The 26,066-nt window shown below is 49.6% G+C and carries 20 protein-coding genes; 3 read left to right on the forward strand and 17 right to left on the reverse strand.

What is annotated here, in order from left to right; genetic code table 11:
* Positions 1 to 5 precede the first annotated feature (5 nt).
* The 4 genes from PQG83_RS05805 to PQG83_RS05820 form a co-directional block, all read right to left on the reverse strand.
* Positions 6 to 287: a HypC/HybG/HupF family hydrogenase formation chaperone gene (locus tag PQG83_RS05805; protein WP_312747743.1), complete on the reverse strand. Its 282-nt coding sequence runs from the start codon at positions 285 to 287 to the stop codon at positions 6 to 8.
* Positions 278 to 2,704, reverse strand: coding sequence for a carbamoyltransferase HypF (gene hypF, locus PQG83_RS05810; RefSeq protein ID WP_312747745.1), 2,427 nt, complete (start codon positions 2,702 to 2,704; stop codon positions 278 to 280). Before hypF ends, PQG83_RS05805 begins: the two co-directional genes overlap by 10 nt.
* A complete protein-coding gene (locus PQG83_RS05815) occupies positions 2,701 to 3,171 on the reverse strand; it encodes an NHL repeat-containing protein (protein ID WP_312747747.1) in 471 nt (156 codons plus the stop codon). Before PQG83_RS05815 ends, hypF begins: the two co-directional genes overlap by 4 nt.
* A gap of 527 nt (positions 3,172 to 3,698) precedes the next feature.
* Positions 3,699 to 5,078: a metallophosphoesterase gene (locus PQG83_RS05820; RefSeq protein WP_312747749.1), complete on the reverse strand. Its 1,380-nt coding sequence runs from the start codon at positions 5,076 to 5,078 to the stop codon at positions 3,699 to 3,701.
* A gap of 335 nt (positions 5,079 to 5,413) precedes the next feature.
* On the opposite strand from PQG83_RS05820, the gene PQG83_RS05825 reads away from it, so the two are divergent.
* Positions 5,414 to 5,821 carry a cytochrome P450 gene (locus PQG83_RS05825; protein WP_312747750.1) on the forward strand — a complete coding sequence of 136 codons (408 nt, stop codon included), beginning with the start codon at positions 5,414 to 5,416 and terminating at the stop codon, positions 5,819 to 5,821.
* Positions 5,822 to 6,431: 610 nt separating this feature from the next.
* Positions 6,432 to 6,971, forward strand: a complete 540-nt coding sequence (locus PQG83_RS05830; protein ID WP_312747751.1) for a lipocalin family protein — start codon at positions 6,432 to 6,434, stop codon at positions 6,969 to 6,971.
* 210 nt (positions 6,972 to 7,181) lie between these two features.
* Here PQG83_RS05830 and PQG83_RS05835 read toward each other — a convergent pair whose 3' ends face one another.
* The 6 genes from PQG83_RS05835 to PQG83_RS05860 form a co-directional block, all read right to left on the reverse strand.
* Entirely contained in the window at positions 7,182 to 8,198 is a 1,017-nt protein-coding gene (locus PQG83_RS05835; RefSeq protein WP_312747754.1) for a M48 family metalloprotease, read from the reverse strand.
* A 3-nt stretch (positions 8,199 to 8,201) separates the two neighbouring features.
* Positions 8,202 to 8,717 (reverse strand): SH3 domain-containing protein, encoded by a 516-nt coding sequence (locus tag PQG83_RS05840; protein ID WP_312747755.1) that lies wholly within the window; start codon positions 8,715 to 8,717, stop codon positions 8,202 to 8,204.
* Positions 8,718 to 8,802: 85 nt separating this feature from the next.
* A complete protein-coding gene (locus tag PQG83_RS05845) occupies positions 8,803 to 10,497 on the reverse strand; it encodes a CHASE2 domain-containing protein (RefSeq protein ID WP_312747757.1) in 1,695 nt (564 codons plus the stop codon).
* Between the two features lie 861 nt (positions 10,498 to 11,358).
* Entirely contained in the window at positions 11,359 to 13,029 is a 1,671-nt protein-coding gene (locus PQG83_RS05850; RefSeq protein ID WP_312747758.1) for a SulP family inorganic anion transporter, read from the reverse strand.
* A 319-nt stretch (positions 13,030 to 13,348) separates the two neighbouring features.
* The gene (locus PQG83_RS05855; RefSeq protein ID WP_312747759.1) at positions 13,349 to 14,083 is read right to left on the reverse strand and encodes a LuxR C-terminal-related transcriptional regulator; all 735 of its coding nucleotides are present in this window, start codon (positions 14,081 to 14,083) and stop codon (positions 13,349 to 13,351) included.
* A 921-nt stretch (positions 14,084 to 15,004) separates the two neighbouring features.
* Entirely contained in the window at positions 15,005 to 16,540 is a 1,536-nt protein-coding gene (locus tag PQG83_RS05860) for a BON domain-containing protein (RefSeq protein ID WP_312747760.1), read from the reverse strand.
* Positions 16,541 to 17,193: 653 nt separating this feature from the next.
* Here PQG83_RS05860 and PQG83_RS05865 point away from each other — a divergent pair.
* On the forward strand, positions 17,194 to 19,848 hold the full coding sequence (locus PQG83_RS05865; protein WP_312747762.1) for an AMP-binding protein: 2,655 nt from the start codon (positions 17,194 to 17,196) through the stop codon (positions 19,846 to 19,848).
* Positions 19,849 to 20,214: 366 nt separating this feature from the next.
* Here PQG83_RS05865 and PQG83_RS05870 read toward each other — a convergent pair whose 3' ends face one another.
* From PQG83_RS05870 to PQG83_RS05900, 7 genes are all read right to left on the reverse strand, one after another.
* Positions 20,215 to 20,388 carry a hypothetical protein gene (locus PQG83_RS05870; protein WP_312747763.1) on the reverse strand — a complete coding sequence of 58 codons (174 nt, stop codon included), beginning with the start codon at positions 20,386 to 20,388 and terminating at the stop codon, positions 20,215 to 20,217.
* 247 nt (positions 20,389 to 20,635) lie between these two features.
* On the reverse strand, positions 20,636 to 21,433 hold the full coding sequence (locus PQG83_RS05875) for an Fpg/Nei family DNA glycosylase (protein ID WP_312747765.1): 798 nt from the start codon (positions 21,431 to 21,433) through the stop codon (positions 20,636 to 20,638).
* Positions 21,434 to 21,807: 374 nt separating this feature from the next.
* A complete protein-coding gene (locus tag PQG83_RS05880; RefSeq protein WP_312747767.1) occupies positions 21,808 to 22,203 on the reverse strand; it encodes a hypothetical protein in 396 nt (131 codons plus the stop codon).
* A gap of 326 nt (positions 22,204 to 22,529) precedes the next feature.
* Positions 22,530 to 23,159, reverse strand: coding sequence for an HPF/RaiA family ribosome-associated protein (locus tag PQG83_RS05885; protein ID WP_312747768.1), 630 nt, complete (start codon positions 23,157 to 23,159; stop codon positions 22,530 to 22,532).
* Positions 23,160 to 23,190: 31 nt separating this feature from the next.
* A complete protein-coding gene (locus PQG83_RS05890; protein ID WP_312747769.1) occupies positions 23,191 to 23,418 on the reverse strand; it encodes a dodecin in 228 nt (75 codons plus the stop codon).
* A gap of 358 nt (positions 23,419 to 23,776) precedes the next feature.
* Positions 23,777 to 25,060 (reverse strand): transaldolase family protein, encoded by a 1,284-nt coding sequence (locus PQG83_RS05895; protein WP_312747771.1) that lies wholly within the window; start codon positions 25,058 to 25,060, stop codon positions 23,777 to 23,779.
* Positions 25,061 to 25,836: 776 nt separating this feature from the next.
* Positions 25,837 to 25,995: a hypothetical protein gene (locus PQG83_RS05900; RefSeq protein WP_312747772.1), complete on the reverse strand. Its 159-nt coding sequence runs from the start codon at positions 25,993 to 25,995 to the stop codon at positions 25,837 to 25,839.
* Positions 25,996 to 26,066: the final 71 nt, after the last annotated feature.

The following is a 26,066-nucleotide window of genomic DNA, read 5'->3' on the forward strand; positions in this document are numbered from 1 at the left end:
ATCCTTTAGGAGGTATTCGACTGACGCATCGCCTGGATTTCTGTTGGCACTTCTCCCATTTCAGTCAGCAACTCTATGGTCCGCTTAGCTTCCTTTTCGTCAATCCGACTCATGGCAAATCCCACGTGAATCAGCACCCAATTCCCGACACATGACCCAGGGGAATGCTCCTCATCCACAATGCAGGCGATATTTACTTCCCGTCGCACCCCACCCACGTTCACGATCGCGAGCTTATGTTCCACATTGCTGATTTCTACAATTTGCCCGGGTATGCCTAAACACATGTGGATCGAACCTCATTGGTCTCTTGCAAGGAACGAGCTGCGGCAATCGCGGCCTGCCCAAGGGCAATGCCACCATCGTTCATTGGAACCTGTTTGTGGGAAAGGACGGTGAATCCTTCTGCCGCCAACCTGCGTTTCACCAGTTCAAACAACACCTGATTTTGAAACACGCCACCTGAAAGGACCACCGTTTGATGCCCGTCAGGCCCATCAAGAGATGGTGAGCACTGAGTGACCATGTGACAAATCACGTTAGCAAGCCCCTTATGAAACCGTGCGGCCATGACCGGAACCGGTGTGTGGAGGATAAGGTCGCCCAAAAGCGCTTGCCACATTCCTAACGGTTCGACATAGGGTAATCCAGAGTGCTTCAGGCGCGGAATAGAAAATGGATACGCCAACGATTCGTCCTCATGATGAAGTGTTTTGTCATCCACCAACGCTTCCATCTCCATTGCCGCTTGCCCCTCATATAACACGTGCCCTGGGCAAATACCCATCGCAGCGGCGGCGGCATCGAACAACCGACCGCAGGAACTCGCAAGAGGGCTATTAATCCGACCGCTCAGCATGCGATCCAGCATCATGCGAGGTTTTTTCTTGAGAAGATCAAACAATGGCAGATCGGAGTAGTTCATCGCAAACTCCGCCCATCCCATTTCTGCCATGACATGCGCATAGGTGTTTCGCCACGGTTCCTTGATCGCCTGAGTTCCGCCGAGCATCGGTACGGGCTTAAAGGACCCAAGACGAGTAAAGCCCCCATAATCCGCCAGCAAAAACTCACCGCCCCACATCGTGTCGTCTTCCCCATAGCCCAACCCATCCAAGATCACCCCAAGGACCGGTTTAGTCGTTAAGGGAACCCCGTTTTCAACCAGACAGGCAGCGAGATGAGCATGGTGATGTTGAATTTCAACAATCGGAAGGTGCCCGTTTTTTGCTTTGGCCCGTCCAAGCTTGCTCGACAGGTATTCCGGGTGCAGATCAACGGCGATAATTTCAGGGCTCTGCTCAAACAGCAGTTGGTATTGTGTGATGGCTCGTTGATAATCGGCATAGGTCAAAGAGTCTTCCAAATCTCCAATGTGATGGGAGAGCAGGGCTTGTCCATCTTTGAGTAAGCAAAAGGTATTTTTGAGTTCACCGCCCATAGCAAGAATAACAGAACTGTGCTCGAAGCCAGAGGGAAGCCCTATGGGTATGGGCGCAAACCCTCGACTCCGTCGCAGCACTCGTGGATCCTGATCCATGACTTTGACCACCGAATCGTCAACACGTTGGACAATCCCCCGATTATGCAAGACCACAAACTCCGCAATGTTTTTCAAATGTATTTTGGCCTGCTCATTGTCAATGCACTGGGGTTCGCCGGCATGATTCCCGCTGGTTAATACAATCGGATGAGCCATGCGATGGAGGATCAAATGGTGCAGCGGTGAATTGGCTAACATACATCCATAGGTGGACATGCCGGGAGCGACACTTGCCGCAAGGGTCCTCTCCGGATGGCGCTTCAGGATGACAATGGGGGCCGCCTGGCTTTGCAAGAGTTCGGCTTCCCTCTCCCCTACCACACAATACCGGCGAATCACTTCCAGGTCGCGCGTCATTAATGCAAGAGGTTTTCCCTCCCTGTGTTTCAAGGCCCGAAGCCGGCTGACCGCGTCCTCCCGGGTGGCATCGCAGGCAAGTTGAAAACCGCCTAATCCTTTAATGGCCAGAATGTGCCCTTTCTGGAGGAGACTGCAGACCGCATCTGCCTCATCCAGCATCGTATAGGAATGCACCGTCACGGGTTTTCCATCCATACGTTCAATCCACACCTTCGGTCCGCATGCATGGCACGCGATCGGTTGGGCATGAAACCGTCGGTCTTGGGGATCGTGATATTCCTTCAGGCAGGCCTCGCACAAAGGAAAATCCTTCAGTGTGGTGGAAGGCCGGTCATACGGAATCCCTTCCTGAATCGTCAGGCGGGGTCCGCAATGCGTGCAGTTGGTAAAGGGATAGCGGAACCGCCGTGCAAACGGATCAAATATTTCCTTCACGCAACTCGGACATGGGACGGTATCCGGAACAATGCCGGTCTGCACAGGAGTTTTGTCAGTACCGGCAATGACAAACCTCTTTTCCGGGACGCCACACAGGGAAATGCTGCTGGTAAAGATTTCGGCAATCTTAGCGAGTGGTGGAGGATTGTGAGTCAGTTCATGAATGAAATGCCTGAGGTTATCTTCATCGCCAGCAACCAGAATTTGAACACCTTTTCCATTGTTGGCAACACGACCTCGAAGATCAAAGCGTTGAGCCAATTGGCAGACCATCGGACGAAAACCGACACCCTGGACCAATCCAGACACTTGGATATTGAATGCCTGTTCGTTGGAGCTTCTTACCGTTACTGTTTTCATCATGAACGCAAGGTTCCGTCAATGTCCCACAGTTGAACACGGTTGTTGCCTAAGTCAGATACTACTACAAACTTATCACACACCTGAACATGTAAGGCCAGCACAAACTCCCCCTCATGGGAGAGCTCCATTGATTTATCCCCTGTAGCCTGAAAAGTTGGCTGGCCGGCCAACGCCTGCGCCTTGGCTCCTGTCTGGAGGTTGGAATCATACCGACCCATTAAACGGGAATTTGCGGTATCTGCCACGATTAACCAGGAACCGGTGGCCGTGACTCCATAGGGCATGTTGAGTGTCTCGGCGCGGGGCCAATACAGGCTGGCATTATGGTCAACCAGATGAGACGCAGTTTGGTCAAGAATCCAACGGCTTGGATTTCTGAAAAAATTCGACGCTCGAAACGTCGGCAATCCCGTCATCGAATACGATGACTTCTCTGGCGGGAATTTGGCTTCAGTCCTGCCGGGCATGCCTCCCAGTCGTCGCGCTCAAGACCTGGTCATCTTTGGACAAACAAGAAAGGTGGGCCTTCCGCTTCTCAGGCTCCCTTTCAATGAGAAGGATGGTTTCTTCCACGACTTCCCTTTTCAAGTAAGCTTTCAAAGTGTAAATGTAGTTTGCATCAACACAAAACGCAACCGTGAGGGAATTTAGAAAGGAAAATAAGCATAGGAAATCTGTAAGATACGTTCACTGTAAGGAAGCCATTAGGTGTTGTCCGGAATAGCTTCGTCTTTATTCAATTGCCAAAAAACAAAGAACACAATTTTCAAAATTCCGAATCTCCTCAAATTTTTTCATTAGAAGGAATCGAGGCTTTTACTCCGCAGAAGTCGAACCGGCATGAAGAAGAGGCGGTTTTTGGGAAAGAACAGTTTGGCCGGGCCTTTAAAGCGGAAACCGGATCGGTACAGGAGAAGTCGAAAGCGCGTTAGTCAGCCATGAGGAGTGAGTTCTCTATACTCTTCCCACAACCAGTGTCCCTGTAGAGCAACGCTTACCGCGACCGACACCGGGCATTCTTGTCATCGATCCTGCATTTGGTGACACTCGCTCCGGCAGCGTCGAATACGTTCACACTCCAGGCACCTCGTTGACGGGGGACGAAACCAAAAAATCCATGGACTGAGACCATCATGGCGTGCGTCACAGTCTCGCTATCAATTACCCTTCCCTCAAGTCCCTTGGTAACAGCTGGAAGCAATTTTGTGCCACTGATACCCACTACCATCTGAGGTGGTCGACGGCCGGTAAAGCTCAACACCTCACCCACATGAATATGGCCGGTGAGGACCAGGTCTACCGCCGGCGGCAAGCGGCCTGCCAACCTTGAGGCAGTCAATGCGTCCTGAGCAGTCACGTTGATATCTTCCACAGCTACGGGTGGAATCATCTGATTGCCGCACGCATCGGTCTTTGGCTTCAAGACGGAACTGTGCGCCGGGCGCAATGCCCAGATGGGGCGGTGACTGAGAAGCCAGGTGGGACCCTCTGCAAGCTTCGCTGCCTGTTCGAAGTCTCGCGCGTAGCGATTGATCACGACGTTCGGCGAGAGCGAAGTATCATCGGCCTGAACGGTATCCATGACGACCAACTGCAGCTCTTCGAACTCCAAGGCATAGGGATCACTGAAGTCACTGCAGGCTGCGAACTCAAACGGATTGAGAAAACGAACATATCCTAATCCGGCGCGCTCACAAGTTTCGTGGTCCCCCCGTACAAAAACGAGTGGGGCTGCTTCGAGCATAGGCGTCCCCGGATGGAAGAAATCGGTATTCCAGGTCGCCATCCGCATACCCGGACTGTTGTAGGGACTGCCCTGGCAATTCCCACAACCATCGGGGCACTTTTCTTCGCGATAGATGTAATCTCCCAACTGAATAATCAGATCCGGCTGCCATTCCGCCACGCGTTCTGCAACCTTGGCAAATTCCCAGTCGTCGGGGTCGCCACAGTTCTGAAAACCATCGTCGAATGCACTCCCCGCCTTCATGCGACAGCCGGTGTCTCCGACTACCGCGATTCGCCGTGGATTCCGAGAAACCGGGCGGAGCTCACGACCGGCAACTTCGATTCGGCCGGTCTCACGCGGCACGAGGAGTTCACAGACCAGAACATTAAAATCCGAATTCGGTTGCGCACGCACTTTCATCCGCGCATGGCGGCCATCGAAATAGGCCAAGGGACAATGCTCACCTTCGGTAATGGCGCGCACGAGCCCGCGGTGAGGTGGCACAACCTGCACCCACACATTGCGGACTTGTGAGTCAGAATGGGCGAAAGCAGATTCGATCCCGGCCGAACCCAGCCACGCGCAGGTCACGAGCACCAGGAATTGAAGCTTTGGCAGGACTGCCCGATTACGACGCCACCACATCTTTTTCTCCGGAAACACAAAGGTAGACACCTATGCTCTAAAGTACCTCTCAATGGAGTTCATTTCAAGATGTACGTCATTGCCGAAATATGCGTAATGAGCCTAAACAACTCACCGCTGGAAATACCCATCCTAAAAATAGTGGAAAAGATAGTTCGGAGAAAATTTTCCTCATAGAGGAAACCGTATAGGTTTTGGGTTTTATCTGGTTGGAATAGAATTGGGTACAGAATTTTTAAGGCGCCATGCAGATGCTACAACGCCGCCGCCCATGCCCTTTACCAGTCGCATTCCCGTCTGCTTCTTAATGTGCGCACCAATTGGGCAATCGTGTTGTGCTTGAAACTTTGCGGCTGGAGCAAAGCGAATATCTTATGCGCAAGGCCCTGCGCGACATTGAATTTGAAGGATTTTTAATTCCAAAAGGCTGGCTGGTACGGATTGGCATTCGTGAAAGCCATCGGGATGCTGAAATTTTTCCCAACCCAAATGACTTCAACCCTGATCGATTTTTAACAACGTCCATTGGCCCCAAGCAGTATTCTCCTTTTGGCATCCAACAGAAATCGTGTTTGGGAAAGGGACTCACTCTTTGGATTGGGCAGAAGGTTGTTCTGGAATTAGCGCAAGGCTTTGAATGGAAAGTCGTTCATGATGGTCCCAGAGAATTGGGGGTCTTTCATTGGAGACCCAGTGCGAAGTTAGGCGTACAGATGTCTTCAATTTCTATGGGTTCAGCATAATTCCTATTCCTGAAAAAGTACTTTAATCTTAATGACTACTGTTTTTCGATGCGACAAGGGGAAAAGTATAAATTTTTCTCCAACATATTCCGATAAAAGGAGAGTAACCCCAGTGTCGTCCAAAGACAGTTGTGAAAGGCACATGAACAGCCAATTGCCCTATAAAAAAGCAGGAAAAATGAAGGATAATCGCCAATCCGCAGATTCTGAGGATTGCCTGTACTGTCCTTTGAGAAAGCCTGTCTTTTGGCCTATTGTGTTTCTTCTTTTTGTGTTGAGTCCTTTTATTTTTTCTTCCAATATTTCAAATACATCCTCAAATCCCCGGTTTGCATCCTCCCCTCCTGTCCCCAAACAAACCAAGCCTCATGATGACGACGGTAAGGATACTTCATTTCAAAATGTTCAACTCCGGAAACCGGTTTCTCAAAAATAAGAAAAATTCTTCGCAGCTTATTGTGTGTATCACGTCCTGACCAGGTCACTTCATAAAGTGGAATCATCGTCCTGAAGATGCACCCGCCGGGAAGGCATGATAGGATAGAAAAATTTCAAAAGGTCCCATAAGGGTCCCTCTGTTACGGTCGTTGACATGTTGAGAACCCTGACAATGGGAATCGTCTGCTTGATGCTGGGTGCCTGTTCAAGCGTTGAACCGGCAGGAACGTTACCCACGGCATTGTCAGTTGACCTCTCCCGATATAGCGGAATGTGGCATGAAATTGCACGACTGCCGATGTGGGGGCAACGAAATTGCGTAAGATCTACAGCCGAGTACCGGCTACTGGAATCGGGGAAAGTCGCCGTGCGAAACGCATGTACCACCTCGACCGGTGAGGAGGTCAGCATTGAGGGAGTGGCCACCGTGGTGGACCCTGAACATCGGGCGAAGTTGAACGTGGTCTTCGACCAATGGGCAGCTAAACTTGTAGCCTTGCTTACCTCAGCGGAGCAGGGGAATTACTGGATACTTCGGGTCGATCCCGAGTACAAGCTTGCGATCGTCGGCACCCCGGATCGGGACTACCTCTGGATCCTGGCACGAACCCCCTCGATCGATGAAGCAAGCTATCAGGACATGGTCTCCTTTAGTCATCGCCTCGGCTTTCAAACAGAGCATTTGATCCGGGCCCCCGCCGGGGAAGATTAGTCCTTGCCTCCCACAATTAAATATCAAAATTTTTCGAAAGTGGAATGAATAAGCCGAAGAATTTTCCTGAATTGGACGTTTTGCCGTTCTCTAATGCACGGAAGCATCCCGCCGGTCCTCGCGGCTTATGAAACAAAAGCCTTTAGTTTTTCCAAGCACAGCGAACCCAATGAGGGCAAGTATTGCAAGGACCGCTTGGACTCGAGCTTGCTATTTTGACAGTGTGTAAAATCGGTCTTTCACAGTTTTGCCGTTAGAATATTGATCAAAGCTTTCTCCCATAGAATCACCGAGTTCTGCCAATCTCGTATCGGGATGAGGATGAGTCTTAAACAGTAAGGCGACACTGCTGTCACTGAGACCTGCATGACCAATTTCCTGCAACACCATTGGCAGGCCATAGGCGTCATAGCCGGCTCTGGCGGCCAACACTACCCCAATTCTGTCGGCCTGATATTCGGCATCTTTATCCAATCCGCGAGCCATCACTTCTGCTCCACTTCCAATAAGATTATTCACGGCCTGCTTCGCTTGCTCATTCTTCATATTACCGAGTTTTTGAGAAAACACGCTTCTTCCCATATCAATCGCCTGGCTTTGCTTAATGATGGTTAGATGATGCTGTTTAACAACATGACCAATTTCATGTCCCAGGACCCCAGCCAATTCCGCTTCAGAATGAAGTTGTCGATACAAACCTTTGGTCAGAAAAATAAATCCACCCGGCGCAGCAAAGGCATTGATATCCTCGGAATCAATCACTCCAAAATACCAATCAAGGTCGGTTCTTCCACTCTGTAGGCTTAGCCACCTTCCAACATGATTGACGTACCGTTGCAGGCGTTCATCCTTGACCAGAGGCGCAGCCCCAAGCAGTCGTCCGGCAATCTCTTGACCGATGGCTATTTCCTCTTCTGTGGAAGTCCCTTTGACCAGGTCGGTCAGGTCTGTCAGCGCAGGAGTTTTCTTGCCCGTCTTTTTTTGTGGAGTACCTTCTTGTGTTGTTCCGGTGGTGGTTTCATCCGGCTGCCCTAATTGTTTGAGAGCATCACCCAAATCAAATGCATGAGTGATGGTTGCCAACCCGAAGATTACCAATGTCAGAATCCATGCACGCAAAAGGAATTCTTTCAAGTCCGCCCTTGCCTGTTGATTGAGGAACATTAGAGGCACCGATCGTAAAAAACGAGAGAGTACATTTTTCTTCATATGATGCTGATTGTTCATGTGTTAATTCCCGTCTGTCGTCTGTATAAACGGAACTTTTTGTACTTGTAACCCTGCCTGATTGGCAAAACCTTGTGCTTGTTTCTTTGAAGTCCGATAGGTTTTCAATGTCTGTAATTCATGTTCATTAAATTCGGCCTCTTTTAATTCTTCTTCATCTAATCCGCGAACGCCCGTAGCGGCCACAACATTTCCAGTTCCAGCTCTCCCAGTGGCTAAACCCAATACTCCTGAGGCTTCCGTCGCCGCGGAAGCCTTTTCCGCAGAGCCCCCCCGTCGAATATAGAGCATTCTCACCCATCCGGTTTTATCTTTACGGGACACTTCTAACCATCCACCTTTTCTTCTCAGAATCTCCACGGTGTCGCCTTCTTTTAACGATAGCACTTCTCGAGCATCTTTAAAGGGTTCGCTCATGAGCTGGCACGCTCTAGCGGCTACACCGGGATCCGAAGCTTTTCCCTCTGCGGGAAAGACTCCAATCATGACTATTGTCAGAAAGGCAAACCATTTCCTCATCACAGTCCTCCTTCTTGTGTTGAACAGACATGGCGGTTCATGGTGCATCACTGACTGAGACGGGGGAATTTACGGTAAAGGAACATCAAGTAATCCCAATCGGCTGCTCTTTGAGATTGACCATGGCTTTAATCACTAAATGTTGCCAAGCCTCCATTCTGGAATTTTCATTCCCATAGGTCAGGGGACCTTGGCACCATCCCAGCTTACATCCTATTCTATCATTTTCACAGATGCTGCGAACTACTTCTCGAACCAGGGATACCGTTTGTTCACCGGATTTTTCCACCTCCCATGGCTTGGTTTTCACATGATTTTCGACCCAATAAATAAGGAACATATTCTGAAAGGCTTTTTCAATGCCGGCAGGTTTTCGTGAGAAGGCTTCTATTGTAAACCCAACCTTCTTGCCATACAGGCCACGCTTCAGCAGGGTCAAGAATCTCCCTTCCGGGATTTCCTCCAAGCTCTCCGGTTGAACCACCACCACCACGGTATATTGCCATCCGTCCACCCCCTCTTCCACATTGAGCCAAACATATTTTTCCATGATCGTGGCTTCGGCATAGGCATACACCCGTGCGAGAGAAAAATAGATCAAGCCGGCGGTAATGGGTGCCGTTAAATCAAGGTAGTAGGTGGTAAGATTCAAACTCGCGAAAGTAAACGCCATCAAACCTACTTGCGAACCGGCAAACACCATATCTATGGCTTTGCGTTTGACCCCGGTCAAAAAGGCCAAGGCTGTGATCCAGATGAGTCCAAGGGCCAGTGCGGTAAAGAGCCAAGGGTTTTTGGCCTGGGTGATCCAATCTCCGTTTTTGATATTGCCAATCGCCGTGGCCAGAATTTCCACACCGGGATGAATTTTCTCCATGGGAGTGGGCTTGGTGTCGAACAGGGCCGAGGCTGTAGACCCGATGATCACAATTTTTCCAGTGAATTCATCCGAAGCCCGTTGCTTATCTCTCCTCAAAAAATCGTCAAAGACGTCACTAAAGCGAACCGATCTGAATGCCCCGAATTTTCCACGCCAGTTTAAAAACACATCTGAATCATTCGGGAGTCTCCACCCCAGCGTATCCCCGATTTTGGCAGGCAGGGAAGGTACACGCCATCCAAAATGATCACGATAGATGGGGTATTGACGAACAATGCCATCCCGATCCGGATAGACATTGTTGGTCCCCACTCTTCCACTCTGAATAATGCCGGTGAAGGCGGGCAAGATCAGGGCAATCCCTTTTTCGTCTTGTGCCTCGCCATGAACGGGTTCTACACCCGGAATCATGGAAGGCGTCACTTTGCTAAGTTTATCGTTCGTTGGGGATAACCGCATCATGGGGAAAAATGTATTTTCCGAATCACTGACGACGTCATTGAAGTACAAATCTGATTCTTTATTGAACACATCAGGATCACTAAATAAAATATCAAATACCACGGCAGAGGGCCCTTGCTCCTGTAGCATTTCCAGAAATTCTGCAAAGACCTGACGTGGCCAGGGCCACCGGCCATATTCTTGAGCCATGGCCTCCAAACTGGCTTCATCAATATCCACAATCACAATGTCGGGGTCGGCTTTGTGAAACAGGATCCGGTTTTTCATGATCACATCAAATGTCTTCAGTTTCATTCCCCGAATCAGTTCGAACGAGCCGGCATCCAATATCACGAGGACGCTACAAAAAATCGCCAAATAAAGATAAAACCGACCTTGCGATTTCGTCACATAGCGATATCCCACCTGAATGAGTTTTTCAACGGAAAGATTCTTCATTTCCTGAACAAGATCGTGAACTGGGGTCTGGCCTGAACGTCTTTCATCTGAAGGCACCAAAGACGTGGGCTAATAACAACCAAAATAAAACCCGCAGGTGCTATCAGGAGGGTGAGAATGGAAACGTTCAAGTAGAAATGTTAGCCAACAACTGAGGAAATGTACAGGGGAAATAACAAGCAGAATTGTAAATGAGTTGTCCTTGAAATTTCCGTCTAACCTATACTCTTTTCTTGTTTTGGAATCCTCTAAGTGATTCGCGAAATATCCCATGCCGATTTCCTTCGATTTTCGGACTCAACGGGCCTTTTAACTGTTGAGGGGCAATTCTCAGGACTGGATAGAATGCTTTCATCTGGGCAACGCCTCTCTACCCCATTGCCATTTTCATGCTTATAGGCAGGTCACCGGAAGGGACGGCTGGAGGAATCAGGACAAATACGATCGGCAGTATGAGGAATATGTGTGTGGACCAACTTGCGGAATCGTCAAGACGTGTTTTTTATTGGCGGCGGGCGCCAACATCAGCCGTTCACCAGGCCTTGGCCTTAGCTATTCTTGTCATGTTTTTGTTGGCGGTATTTACCCATCGGTTCTATATGAGTGGAACCCCAATTATTTCTCTCCTGTTTGAGGGCGCGTCGGCGACAGCAATTTTATTTTCTGCGTGTTCATCGGGGGCCTTGGCCCGTTGCTGCTCGGGCTCTGATCGTTTCAGGAAAACGAAAATGACTGTACAATTTCCCAAGTCAAAAATTTCTATTTGTGAGGATGACTTCCTTCCCCAGATAATCAGGTAACCCGAAGGCTCCCCTTCCCTGTCCAAGCCGTCAACATGATGGGGAACACAGCATATGTTGGTCATGCCCGTTGCGCACCGGAGAGTTCATCTGTGGGTGAAAAATTATGTCCTTGATCGGCATGACGCAAGGCATCCAATCGAAGGTCGTACCGTTGTTCAGGTCCAATGTGATCCAAAACTCCCAATCCTTCCAGAACTTTAAGGACTCCCGGTTTAATTCCAACAAAGTATAGATTCTGGCGATGTGCCTGAACCATGCGGAGCATATCCTCAACCGCAAGGGCGGCAGTTCCGTCAATGGCGGAAACGTCGGACAAATCGAGAACGACATGGGTAAAGGTATTGAAGCCTTTTAGCGACTCCAATCGTCTCACCATAGTTTTTGCCGAACCGAAACTCATCGGACCATCCACATGAATCAGGACAATCCGACCGGTGTTGCGTTCAAGAATGGCTTTTTCTTCAGGATGAAACGGGATCTCCTGTGTCGGCTCACTTATGACCCGTAAATTGGCTAATTCAAGTTCGGCCATGCGCTTAACAAATAACAGACTCGCCAGGACGATTCCCACGCCAACAGCCGAGATTAAATCCACAAGAACCGTAATGATCAGCACCACCCCCATAATCAGCACATCGGTTCGTGGGGCCTTGACCAGGTGTCGGAGTAATCTCCAATCAATAATATCCAGCCCCACCTTGAATAAAATCCCGGCCAACACGGCTAAAGGGATTTTTTCCGCTAACGGTCCCAGCCCCAGCAATGTGGCCAATAACACCAATGACATGAGGATCCCCGATATGGGCGTTCGGCCACCACTCCGAATATTGGCCACAGACCGCATGGTCGCGCCTGCTCCCGGAAGGCCGCCAAAGAGACCGGCCATCATATTGCCAACTCCCTGACCAATCAATTCCTGATTCGAATCATGTTGGGTACGGGTCATGTTGTCACAGACCAACGAGGTGAGCAGACTATCAATACTTCCAAGGAGAGCCAACACTACCGCCCCCTCTACCATCAGAAGCATTACACTGGTCTCCATATCAGGGATGATAAAAGATGGAAATCCTTCCGGAACATTTCCAATCACTGGTGCGTGAGGGAAAAAGAAATAGGCTCCCAGGGTGCCTGCACATAGGGCCAGAAGTTGGGGAGGAATCAATTGACTCATTCGTACTGGTGTCAGATACATGATCGCAATAGTCAGGAGCCCCAGAATGGTTGCTTGGGGGAGAGGATTTGATAAAAATTCCGGAATGGCCAACAGATTGGCATATATTCCTTCCGGTTTGGCTTCGAATCCAACAAGCGGTCCAACCTGCAAAATAAGAATAATGCATCCAATCCCGCTCATGAACCCTGAAATCACCGGATAGGGAACAAGGGCAATATAATGCCCGAATCCCAGCAATCCGAACAAAATTTGTAACCCCCCACCCATGATCACCACTGTAAAAGCGAGGGCTGGATTGTCAGAGAATTGAACCAGAATGCCAGCCATCACAACCGTCATGGGACCGGTGGGGCCGGAACATTGCGCAGGGGTCCCTCCGAATATGGATGCGAACAATCCGACAAGGATGGCGCCATAGAGTCCGGCAATTGCACCGGCCCCTGAGGCCACCCCAAAAGCGAGGGCTAATGGTAGTGCGACCACAGCCGCCACCACGCCACCGTAGATATCTCCTCGAAAATTATTGAAATGCAGTCCATGAATCATGGGCATCGTCTCTCTTACTCCTCTATGAATAAAATTTTTCGACACTATGATTTTTGACAAATCAGGCACCTGCCTGCCGCCGTGTTTTATTGATCCGATGGAACGGAGAAGTAACTACCCATTGTCTTTGCATGAGGTTAGCCTTCACCGTGCCTGTTGCTTAAAGAAATATTGGCGAAAATGGAAGAAAAAAATTATGAGATTGAGTTTTGTTCTCTTGCAGCATAAAGTAACGGAAATACGGATGAAATGGCAGAGGGGAAAACCTGACAAGACCATACGAGAGTGATGGGAACATTGCTCAATCGGGGAAAAAGGAGGGAGTTCAGAGAGAATTTCCGGACGTCAGCACACCACAGCTCAGAGCAAACTGCACAAGGTCGGCACGACTACGAAGACCGAGTTTTTCCATAACCCTTGCACGATACGTTTCAACCGATTTGACACTAATTCCCAATTGTTCAGCAATGTGCTGATTAGTAAACCCTTGTGCGACCAGACCGAAAATCTCACGCTCTCTCGGACTGAGTTCTCCCAGCAATCCAGGGGCCCTGTCGGCAAGCCTCTTCCTGGGGGCAGCGGGGAGATCCTGTCCCACCCCTTTCCCTACAGTCCAATCCACAAAGGTCTTTCCTTGGGCAACGGTACGGATGGCTGTCAATAATTCGGTGTCAGCCGCACTCTTGACAACATACCCCGCAGCACCGGCAGCTAATGACCCGCGAACGTAGCCGCTTTCGGTGTGCATGGTCAGAACAAGGATATTTCCGGAAGGACAGCATTTTTTCAGTTCGCCGATTGTGTCAATATGCATATGACCTTGCATGGCCAGGTCCATCAAGATGACATGAGGCAACAGCTCTTGAACCGCCTCAAGGGCGGAAGGGGCGCCTCCGGATTCACCAACGACTTCCATATCCGATTGCCCATTAATCAAGAGACGTAACCCGGACCGGAGAACTGCATGATCATCGACGATAAAAATCCGAATTTTCATGAGACGATTTTTTAAATATAATGCTGCCATGAATGGTGGAGCCAGGACTGAAGACGATTCCATCGAATTCGAATCATTAGCAGCAGCATAGTTGCCTGCATCCTATGCAAAATCAGAGGTCATTCACCACCGCCTTCAAAATTATCTCCTTGACGTCAAACCCCTGTCCATTAAATTTTATGGCTTAACCGTTGCCCCAGTGCGGGACTCTTCCCTCTCTCTTTTAAATTCCGCATACCGGTACAAGTAGCCGCTCTCACTTTCCACCTCACGGTCCAACATGTGTTGCAACATGGATCCTGTACCGACAAACGCACGATATGCTTCCTAACCATTCCTGGATATAAAGGGGTCGTTTCCCGTCACCACCTGCCGTCTAAGATTTCCCTTTAGACATCATGTCGTTGAGCCGCCGCCTCCGTCGCACCATCAAATGGAATGAAAATCGTCCTAGAGGAAATCCTGACATATACAAAAAGGTCTGAACTAAATGACCAAATGAGGCAATGGACAAACATCTGAAAACCAAATTGGTATTTCCACAAGAAACATTTATTCCACTGCTATTCGACAGAGGCTGAAAACCTCAAAATTATTGGGGATTGGGAAAAGGAACTCTCCACAAGGCTCCTGCCATTCTTATCGGTTCAACCTATTAGTAAGATGTTTTATTGACTCCCGCGGGTGTGCCGGAGCAGTTATGGATAATCCGATGAGGGGGATGCCCCTACAATTGCATCTCTGACAATAAAGGAAAGCGGGACCCAGTCTTTTCAAGAATTGCAGAGACGTGTAATATTTTACAAACGATTTAAGGCGGGCTTACGGTTGGTCCAGATAACTTCTGGAGAATCAATCGATAGTCTGAAATGTGAAGATGGTTATATTGAAGGATCACCTTCTTAAGCACTTGAACATTCTTAAACACTTAAACATTTTATTCATTGACTTCTCCGCCTTGTCAGGTGCATGAGAAAAAACATCTTAACCGGCCCTTTGTTTACGTGCCTTAACGTCCTCATCCTCCCGATCAGCATTGTCCACCGCTAAATTGTTACGCACACTTCGCGCTCCTCCTTCCACAGCGTTTTCACTCGCGATGCGCCATTCCTGCCAGCTCCCAACCGTACCTTCTAATGTGACCACTCCCTGGTCAACCGAGACAGTAATGCTATCGCTATCCACAAACGGGCTCCACCATAATTGTTCTTTAACATCTTCACGGATTTCCGAGTCCTGTTTTCCTACCCATGGCGCATTCACTTGTAGGCGGTTGATAATTTCAGTCACGCCTTGAACACTGGCAGCCGCCTCCTCGGCCTGATCTTTCTCAAAATTTGATCCGACTGTTCCCGCTAAATAAGCGGTTCCATCGAAAACGGTGACATCCATGCCCAATCGGGTCAGGTAGGGATTTCGCTCCCAGGCTTTGCGGATAGAATTGCCGATTTCCCCATCCGACATGCCATCCGGCGGTTGAACTTTTAAAACATTCTGCACATTCCTCACGCCCACTGTGTTCAACGCATCCTCTTCCGCGGCACGTTTAGCCTGTAGACTATTGATTGGCCCACGTAACGTGACAACACCGTCTTTCACTTCCACCTCCGGCGCCTGACCGACCCGCGGATCATAGGAGAAGGCATTGATAAGAGCCTCCCGAATTTTTTCTGGAGAAAGGTTGATGGTTTTCGTCCGTGACATAGTTTCAGAAAGCTCCGGATCAATCACCAAATCTTTCGTTTCCACCTCTTTGACTCCTGTCCCCCAAGCATGAAAAACAGCCTTTCTCTTGGCCATGGCGCTGCCGACAACTCCCGTGAGGACGACCTTTCCATTCTCAACCTTCACTTCAATGGCCTCTGCCGGAATCCACACATCGTACCTAAATCGTTTGACTATGTCCCGTTTCATGTCGGCATCGGAACGTGGTTCATTTTTGAGAAATGCTAAATGATTTTCGACCTCTTTCACACCTTTGACCTGTTTGATCATTTTTTCCAAGATAAATTTTCCATCCCAGGATTCCACATGGCCAGTCAACGTCACCACTCCTTCCTTCACTGCCACTTGAATCATTTCCGGATTTAGGGCGGAATTACTCTTCAATTCCTCCATAACCCGTTGCTTCACCTCCGAATCTGTATAAGGGATGAAAGAATGAACCTGAAGTTGATTCACGACAGCCCGCACACCTTTGACGGTTTCCGCCAGTCTTGCAGCGCGCTCCTTCGCCAACAGGGTATTGACGGTTCCTTTAAAGGTCACGACTCCTTCCCGTACGATCATGTTCATGTGATCAATGGATATGACCCCATCCGCACGCAGTTTACGTTCAACAGCTTGGGCTATTGTTTGGTTGGACAGAGTATGGGTGGGGTATGGTGAAGAGCCGGCTGCCGTCCCGAGTTCGGGCAACTGGGAAAAAATCAAGACTCCTCCCAGTAACCACATAAAAGACGCAGTGCTCTTTTCCTGCAAAAATCGGTGAACATATTGTATCGAAATGAAGCCGTTCATAAAAATAACCTCCTCACAATTCAGCGGATGGGTATGCCCTTAGGTATATAAAAATTTTTCAACATTGCCATTCGATTTTCCGTTCTTTTAACTCCCCTTTCGCACAATATTATTCTCCTCCCCTTCACCAGGGGTAGAAGATGTTCCTGTTAGGCGGCTGATAATAGAGGATTCATATGTTTTTATACCGGCTCTACTCCTGGTTTCCTACTAGGCTAAACCCTTGTTTTTGTCGGCACCGGAGCAAGGTAAACGCCATACAGAAGGGGCAATAGCTACACCATATACATTCAGGTCTACGGTCTCCATCTGTTGTCTGATCCGGACAGCACGCACGTTGGCCTTAACTCATTGTGTACGCCAAGACCTTCCGAAGACGGTTTATCCACACTCTCCATCACCGCCCCATTTCCCTCATCTTATCCTGTTCGTGTGAACGACGAAGTCAAAAAATATATTCCGCATTTCTCTCTTTCGACTGCAGAGGCCTACATTTATTACATAATACGAATAAACCTTTATTACATAATACGAATAAACCTTCCGGAAGAGAGTCTCTTCCAGGGTTTCCGCCAGTTTTCGCCGGTCATGGCTTTGGTAATGTAGACGTATTTCCTGCCTGACGTGGTGCCGGAGCAGTTATGGATAATCTGATGACTCTTATACACTCCCTTAAAGAGGGAGGGGATGCTCCTGCCATTGAATTCCTCATAAAAAAGGAAAGCGGGACCTGGTCTTTTCAGCACCTGGGGGAAACGAGTGAGCGATTAGCCGCCGGAATGATGAAAGCCGGCCTCACAAGGGGATCTCATGCCGTTCTGCTCGCTCCCAATGGCCCGGAATGGATTGCCGCAGTCTGCGGATTGATTCGCGCGGGCGGGATCCCCATTCCGGTCGACCCGCAAATGAGCAAAGAGGATCTCTCGCATGTGCTGGCGGATTCAGAAGGATCCTGGATTTTTACGACGTCGCCTATTCTGTCGATCCTTCAGGACCAACACCACGACAAGAACCGGAATATTGTTTTGCTGGATGCCGACATACGCCATCAACAGAGCTGGCGGCGATTGATCGTAGATTCAGAAACGACAGGTTCACAAGTCTCACCAGACGATACGGCCATATTGTTCTATACGTCAGGCACATCCGGCCGGCCGAAGGGCGTGCCCCTCACGCATCGTAATCTGACATCGAATCTTCACGCGTTGTTATCTCTCGACATCATTCAACACCATGATCGGCTTCTGGTCCCGTTGCCCTTTCATCATGTCTATCCTTTTACGATCGGATTGCTGGTTGCGCTCGCCGCCAAGATTCCTCTGATCCTTCCTTATTCGCTGACCGGTCCGCAATTATTGAGAGCCCTCCGGAAAGGCAATCCGACCGTGATGTTGGGTATTCCGCGGTTATACGAAGCCTTATACACCGGTATTGAAAATAAAGTGGTACAACGCGGAAAGCTGGTGGCCACAGGATTCCGTATCCTCCTTGGTCTATCGACTTTTCTGCGGCGGCGACTGGGAATACGTATCGGACGACTCTTCTTTTCATCCCTGCACCGGGAGGTGGCACCCCGTCTGCACACGCTGGTATCCGGAGGCTCGGCCCTCCCTCCAGAGACCGGGTGGAAACTTGAAGGCCTGGGTTGGCGGGTCGGAACGGGATATGGACTGACGGAAACATCTCCAATCCTGACCTTGCAAAAGCCGGGTGAGGGAGATTTAGACACGGCAGGACGCCCGCTTTCCGGTGTCGATGTGAAACTGGCTGAACCTTCATCTCAAAGCCAACACGGGGAAGTTCTTGCCAAAGGACCGAATGTCTTTGCCGGATACCGGAATTTGCCTGAAAAGACACAACAATCTTTTACCAAAGACGGCTATTTTCGTACCGGAGATTTAGGAGAGTGGAAAGGATCCTGTCTCAAACTGGTCGGCCGGTCTTCATCCATGATTGTGCTTTCCGGAGGGGAAAATATCCGTCCGGACACGATTGAAGACGAATTGAATCAGATCGAAGCCATTCAGGAAAGCGCCGTACTCGATCAAGATGACAAATTGGTCGCGTTAATAGTGCCGAAGAACGGTCACTCCACCAATGAACCAACCAAGATGACCAAACAAATTGAACAGGACATTCATCACCGCATGCGCCAGCTCCCTTCTCACCACCGGCTTACCGATTTTGCGATCAGTTTTGAGCCGCTTCCCCGGACCCGCCTGGGAAAACTCCGGCGACATAAGCTGGCGACGCTGTACGACCAGGCGAAACAGGGGAAAGGTGTGGTCAAGGCGGAACAACACGGCCCCATGCCTGTTTATCAGATGTCCTCAGAAGACCAGCAACTGCTAGCCGACTCGCAAGCCAGACAGGCCTGGGATTGGCTGGCTTCCCGTTTTCACACGGCCCGGCTCACGCCTGATTCACATATACAAATGGATCTTGGTGTGGATTCATTGGAATGGGTGAATCTTTCCCTGGAAATTCAGGAAGGAACCGGCGTAGAGATGGACCAGGACACGATCGGCCGCATCCAGACCGTCCGTGATTTTTTACAGGCCATGGCGGAAGCAGAGACTGGCGGTCACGGCGGAAATCTCCTCCAGCAACTGCAGGATCCTTATGCCTTGTTGGATGAACATCAGCGCGCCTGGATGACTCCGCTTGGCACCTTCGGGCAGTTTGTTTTCCGGATTCTGTGGGGACTGAATCGTGGGTTGATGCGGATGGTCTATCAGGTCACAGCCCGGGGGACGGACCGGCTCCCCGAGGAGCAGTTCATGCTCATCGCCAATCATGTCAGTTTGCTGGATCCTCTGGCCCTTCATGCCGTTCTCACGCCACAACGACTCGCCAATATGTACTGGGCAGGCTGGACAGAGGTGATGTTCCGGAACATGCTGATGCGGCGGATCAGCCGGTTCACTCATGTCGTGCCTATCAACCCTCAAAAAGGTCCGCTTTCCAATGCGGCCATGGGATTGGCCACATTAAAGGAGGGGCATTGCCTTGGCTGGTTCCCGGAAGGGAGGCGGTCTGCTGACGGCCGGCTGCAGCCGTTTCAATCCGGCATTGGATTGATCTTGGAGCAGCATCAAGTGCCGGTGGTCCCGGTCTGGATCGCGGGCACCTATGACGCCTGGCCGGTTCACCGGTGGTTTCCGCGTCCAGGGAAAATTTCTGTGTCATTCGGAACACCGCTTTCGGTTCAGAAGGTGAAGGAAAAGGGAAAAGGAGATCAGCCGCACCAAAAAATCGCCGACGGACTTCACCAGGAACTAGTGGCACTCTCGCGAAACAGTTCATGAGACGGAATCCAAACTACCAGACCCTTCGCATTCATCACTACGCCTGCAGAGGTATCCGGCCATCACAACAGGCAACCCATCCGTTTTACCTGTGAACACTCCTTACCCCCGACTTTCACACCCCCCATCACCGTCGCCTCACACAACCAAGGCCGGGCTTTGGGCCTGGGCTTTGTATGATTGGGTCGGAAATGGCGTTTGCGACCGTTATTCAAACCTTCGTCTTTTCGGCCTACTTTACCTAGCAGGTTGCACCTGATTCCATTTCGGGAACAGCTTTGTGGGGTAATACCCTTGGAATGGCAGGAATCTTCAATACAAATCTCCGCAGGTTTCTCAAGACGATTGGCTTTTGTGGCTGTTCATTCAGGTTTTCGGTCTCTTGAGCAGCACGTGGATCCGATGTTGTTCCCCGATAATGGGAATAAGGCCTACCACTTCCCATTGGTCTTCTCCGAAATCATTTAAGGTGGTCCTCACGTCTGTGTAATGCTCGGGCCTGAGATCGATGCGCGTCATTTGATATTCCCATTTACTCATCGTTCATGCCTTTCTTGGGGGAAAGTATGGAAATTCCTGCCTGCCAACCGACACATCCCGTAGTTCCTTAATTCCTGAACAATGAGGACAGGGAGAATGTTCAGTCTCTGACTCACGAGCCTGCCTGAGTGGTTTTTCATATTTTCACTTTCCTGCAATGTCTCGGCTGCCGTCCCCGGCGAGATGTTTCTCCACATGGTGTAGCCAAACAAAGTATATGGTCCCCGAAAAACCCGTGAGATAGACATCATGCCCTTTTACGCTGGCATGACTGACAAAAATACGCGGACCGCTGGTGAACCGTCATCCGGGTTATTCTTCCTCCGCAGCGGGGACAGGTTGCTTTCGCATGTCGATGGTGGAGGAGCCATGAATCCGGCATCTTTTGAGGATCGGCGTGATATTTTATAGCCCGCATGAGCACCGACCGCAGGTTCCGGTAGAGACGACGCAAGGTGGCGGTATCTAAAGATTTCATGGAATGCTGAGGATGAAGACGGCTTTTAAAGAGGATTTCATCGGAATACACATTGCCGATTCCGGCTATAAGAGACTGGTTCATCAGCGCGGCTTTCACCCCGCCGGGTGTATTCTGACATCGTTGAATAAATTCCTTTTGGGACATGGCCAGCGCGTCAGGTCCCAGCTTATGGCGTAGAAGATAATCTTCGACATCAGCCGCCCATCCCGCCTGACCGAATAACCGCGAGCAATGAAAACGTAACAGGCATCCAGTCGTGAATTTGAGTATAAAGCGAATGTGGTTCTCCGGCTCCGGATCCTGTTTTTTCCCGGAGGTGAAGTATCCGGTCATGCCGAAATGAAACCACAGCCAGCCTTTAGCAGCATCCAGCTCGATAAACAGCACTTTGCCGTGGCGGTGGGTGTTCTCCAGCTTCCGACCTTTGAGGAGTTGAGTTAATTTTTTCCCCGGCATCGACCGGACGATTTTGGGATGAAGGATCGCACTGCGGGCAATGCGTTGGTGCAGAGAAGTATCATCCACAAAATGTTTAAACACTTCCACATCCGGCAATTCAGGCATAAACTTTTCCTAACCGAATTTCGACCTATCATTGCCCTTCAAGGGACGGATGATCAATGCACTACTGTTCAGTTTACTCGGCCTTGGATTCAACTTCTCAGTGCAATGTAAACTCTTGGTTGCGGGGGAAGCCGCGAGAGCATCGTGGCCTTGCCTCACCGGGCAAAGTAAGAGGAGCACACATGAGCGGCTATACGCAGCTGACACATGTACAACGATTCAAACTCATGCCCTCGAGCAAAACGGGCCAGAATCACCCCAAATGGCGACGACCATCGGAGTCCATAAAGCCACAATCATGAACCGTTACACCTACCAATTGATTCAATGATCCATCATTACTCAAAAAATCAAGCCAGCATCTTAAAATTCCGTCAGAAGAACTCACCCACATACCTGATGATGATGGCGATGAACATCGTCATCAACAATACCCAAAAGAAAATTTCAAAAGCTGTCTCCGCTTTACGTTCATCCTGGCGTTCAGCCGCAGTATCTTTTAATTCCACCGTTGATCGGGGGGCGGGTGCCGCCGCTACCAGAATCAAGGAAATGAGAAATCCCATAAAGGCAAACGGCAACCAATATCCTCCCCATAATGGCGGCCCGGCCGGTGCCGCCCAGGCTCCTCCCACCCATGCTGCCAGAAACACCAAAAGAAAAAAAATCGGAACGCTTGCCCAAGGGCCTCGCCGACCGAAACCAAAGGCAAAAATCGCTGTAAAAATCAACCCTATGACAAAAGCGAATAGCACATCAGGAAAGATCATGATCTGCCCTCCTTCTCACAGAATATCTCGATAAGAGCGTCAGAACATCTGAAAAATCCCTGGAGCGAAGTTACTTCCCAAAGCAGGAAATTTCTCACTCTCCCATTTGCATAGTTGATTGCAGATATTGAGGATTCAGGCGGGAAAGATTTTCCAATTGCCGCCAGAATGGGAGAAGTTCCTCATGGTTCCGATGAAGGTGGATGGAATTCTGAAAATTTTACGACTTGAGACGGCTTAATTTAATTTCGGCCCAATCTGGAAGTGGCAGGCGCCCCAACACGTTTAGTCCACAGGCAGCAACCCTGTGCCGATCCCAGCTAACACTATCCCGCCTCCAATTCCTGGTTTTCTTCCCGTTCCTGCGTCCTGGGTTCCTCCTGGGCACTGCCGGCACGCACACCCGGTTTATCGACAATTTGAACCGTACTGGCTTGAGGGCCTTCTTCCCCCTTTTCTTCGACAAACCTCACCCCTGTGCCAATTTCCAATCGGGCAAAATCACCCTGCAATACGCTATGCTGATGAAAATAAATTTCCTGTCCATCCGGTCGCTGAAGAAAGCCATAGCCTCCTTCCGCAAATAATTTCGTGACATAGCCGACCGATTCCTGTTCAGGGTGGGTTTTCACTGCCCCGCGCTGTTTTGCGACCAGTGTCTTCAATTGCCGTCGTGCCGCTTCAAAGGCCTTACGAATCACCTGAGGTAATTCCGACAAATCGCCTTCTCCGGGATTGCGCGTGACCGCCAGCTCATGACCCGGAGGGACCGTCATGTTAATGCGCACCCGATAGGGATTTCCCGCACGATCATGCTGAGATTTTTCTACGGCAATCCGGCAGCTGTTGAGGTAAGAACACACCTTCTCCAGGTTTTCCACTTTTTTTCGGATAAGGGCATCCAGCGCCTCTGTTTTTTCCACATTTCTATAGGTAATTTCCAAAGGAACATCCATGGCGTTTGATTCCTTCCCTCTGCAATCAATGTTATTTTTCCGCTGAAGGTTCCAACGTAAAAGCAATTTTTAACGTCACCTGCCATTGCGACACCTTTCCTTCTTCAATGGCCCCCCTGGTTTCAACAACCTGAAACCATCGCATATGACGAATGGACTGTGAGGCTTTCGCCACAGCATGTTGAATAGCGTGTTCTTCTGTGGTGGTGGAAGTTCCTGTGATTTCAATTGTTTTATAGACATGATCCTGATCAGACATGCTGCCCTCCGTTTCTGTTAAACCCTGCCCCTTTTTCTACGGAAGAATTAACATCCGACGCAAAACTGCATTCTCTGGCTCCATATGTTGATCATCCGGCCCATCTTCATAAATGGAACCTAAACCTGTCCTCGATTGTGAAAGGCGGAACAACTGGCTATCGGCCTTGTGCCACATGCCCCTTTCTCTGCTTCAAAAATATGTCGTGGGGAGTCCCCCTGCAAACCAACTCCTCAACCACCATCCCACGACAACACCGATCACAAAAAGTAATCCTCTTCGTGACCATTCCCACAACATATCCTCTTCTCCATTATCAATGATGCTTCGGAACGCCATCTCCTGTTCTCATCGCGGGTCATCGGGACATATATTCCTCAATGGCTTGATCCATTTCCGCCTGATGTTTTTCAAAATCAGCATCGGCCATCAGCGTATATAAGGTATCGAGAGGAAGCTGCCTGGTGAGCGGGGCAGCAGGATCGGGAATTTTACTGCGCCGGATTTCTTCCCATTCTCCAGGGGCCGGCGCATAAAAGAGGTCCTTGAAACCTGCCTGGTCGAATCGCTTGACCAGTGCATCAGCATCTTGAAGCTGTGCATATTCCTTCGTGGCTCGATATTCGAGCAAAAATTCCCGCAACTCCGGTTCCACACGATAGAGGCGGGCAATACACTCATTTGTCAGTTTGGCCGAAATCGCTGGGGGAATTCCGAGCCGGTCTTCATATGAGGTGTTGACTTGGGAGGGAATCTCCTGCGGCACCTCAGGCAGGTCCAGAAATTCTTGAATGACTTTGCAGGGAGCGGTATACACATCACAACCGGCCGTTTCCAAAAAACTTTTTCCCTGACGCATACTGGCCACAATCAACTGGGTTTTAATTCCTACGTTTTTCCGCAGGTTAAGCAAATGTCGTTGTGTCTCCAAACTGACATGCGCTCCCAAATAATCGGTCTCCAAACCCTGATCCAATCGCCCCATAAAGATATTGGTCCGAGTGATATTGGCCAGCAATGCGCCCATTACGCCCTGCCGTGCGGAAAATGTGGAGGTAAAGTTTACGGGGATGCCCTCTTGCTCAAGATCCCTGGCCACAAAAAGACATGAGGGCAAATGAGGTGTAAATGGAATTTTCACCAACGCACTCGGAACCATCTTCCGCAAGTCACGCCCTATCTGTTTTGCCGTCGTAGGATCTTCCATGAGTTTCATGTGAAGCTGGAGACTGACTTCCCAGGCCCGTCCGCTGCCAAACATTCCGGAAAAATTATTGCCGATCCGACCACAGACAATGGCGTATAACATGGGGAATAGATCTTGACGCGGAAGGCCTTTTCGAAACGACCGTAACTTTTCCATCCAACCCACCGAATCTCCCTCATCAAGATAGGCCGCAATGACTTTTTTGACCAAGGGTTGATTGACGGTATTTCCATCCACTTCCTCCATAATGGCATTTTCTCCCATTGCCACTAGATCCTGTAATTCATGGAAGTCAGCGGTATCCGCATAGATATGCGAGGTTCCCGCCTTTCGAAGTGCTTTCAAGCGAGAAGAAGAACTCAATCGTGGAGTAGAAAATTTTTCTTTGGGTTGTCCCAAGGCCCCGAGTACGTCAGTGAATGTCTTTGTACTCATAGTTTCACCATCGAATTTTTCATCTGCGTAAGGCGCTTTCGTTTTTGGTAGAAATATTTTGATGAGCAAGGACCCGAGACTGAATGCATAAAGACCCCTGTCCTCTCCTGTGGATAGATAGATTGCCTGGCTAACCCACTCGGATCGTTGAGGTCTGGCCCATTCACTCGAAATTCGCGAATGGATCATCTCTTCTCAATTTGATCCGTTGCCTGGCTCCAACAATGATCCCAGTCACAGCAGATTGGAGAAACATCCCTGGAAGTGCACCTCTCCTACCCTATGGCCTACTCTTGCCCATGATCCGAAGGGCTTCGACTAATGACTCCTTACTAATCTCATAAAGGTAAAGGCCACAGGAATTCTTGATTTTCCGACCCGATCCATGGAATCCCTTTGACTTATCCCGATTTGCATTCGCTACAAGTTTTTGTACCAAGCCCGCTCATTAAAGAACACTATTAAAAACCCTTAAACCGTGAGGCAATTCGGTATGCCCGGGAATATCCCTCCTGCAGCCAATTCATAACCGGGCATTGCGGGGTCATCGTCAAGCTCGATTTTTCTCCGGATTCTCTCCAGTTGAAGAACCACCGTAAATGATCTCACAGGATCAACCGAATGACGCTCCCGGATCGATTGCGGTTCGCTTTAAAATAAACGGGAAACGGAAATGAACCGAAATTCAGGTAGGATAAGCGGATGAGAGGACTATAATGAGATCGGTGAATGTTATCGTTATGAACGTTTCACTCATTTTTGAGATTTAGGCCAACTCAGTCTATTAATGACATCGACTGACTCAAGCCATCCCCGACAAGCTTGATCATTCCCGTAGGGAACATCCGAGAATGAATACGTGTCCGGACGACCAACTTATACGCGGCTTTCCGATGAATAGCAAAGAGCACATGATCATATTTGTTCAGATCCATTAATATGATATCCGCTTCTTCGGCTTTCGTGCAATTTCTATATCTGCTTACCCATGAGAGGGGGTGATCAG

The organism is Candidatus Nitrospira neomarina (genome assembly GCF_032051675.1).
Lineage (GTDB): Bacteria > Nitrospirota > Nitrospiria > Nitrospirales > UBA8639 > Nitrospira_E > Nitrospira_E neomarina.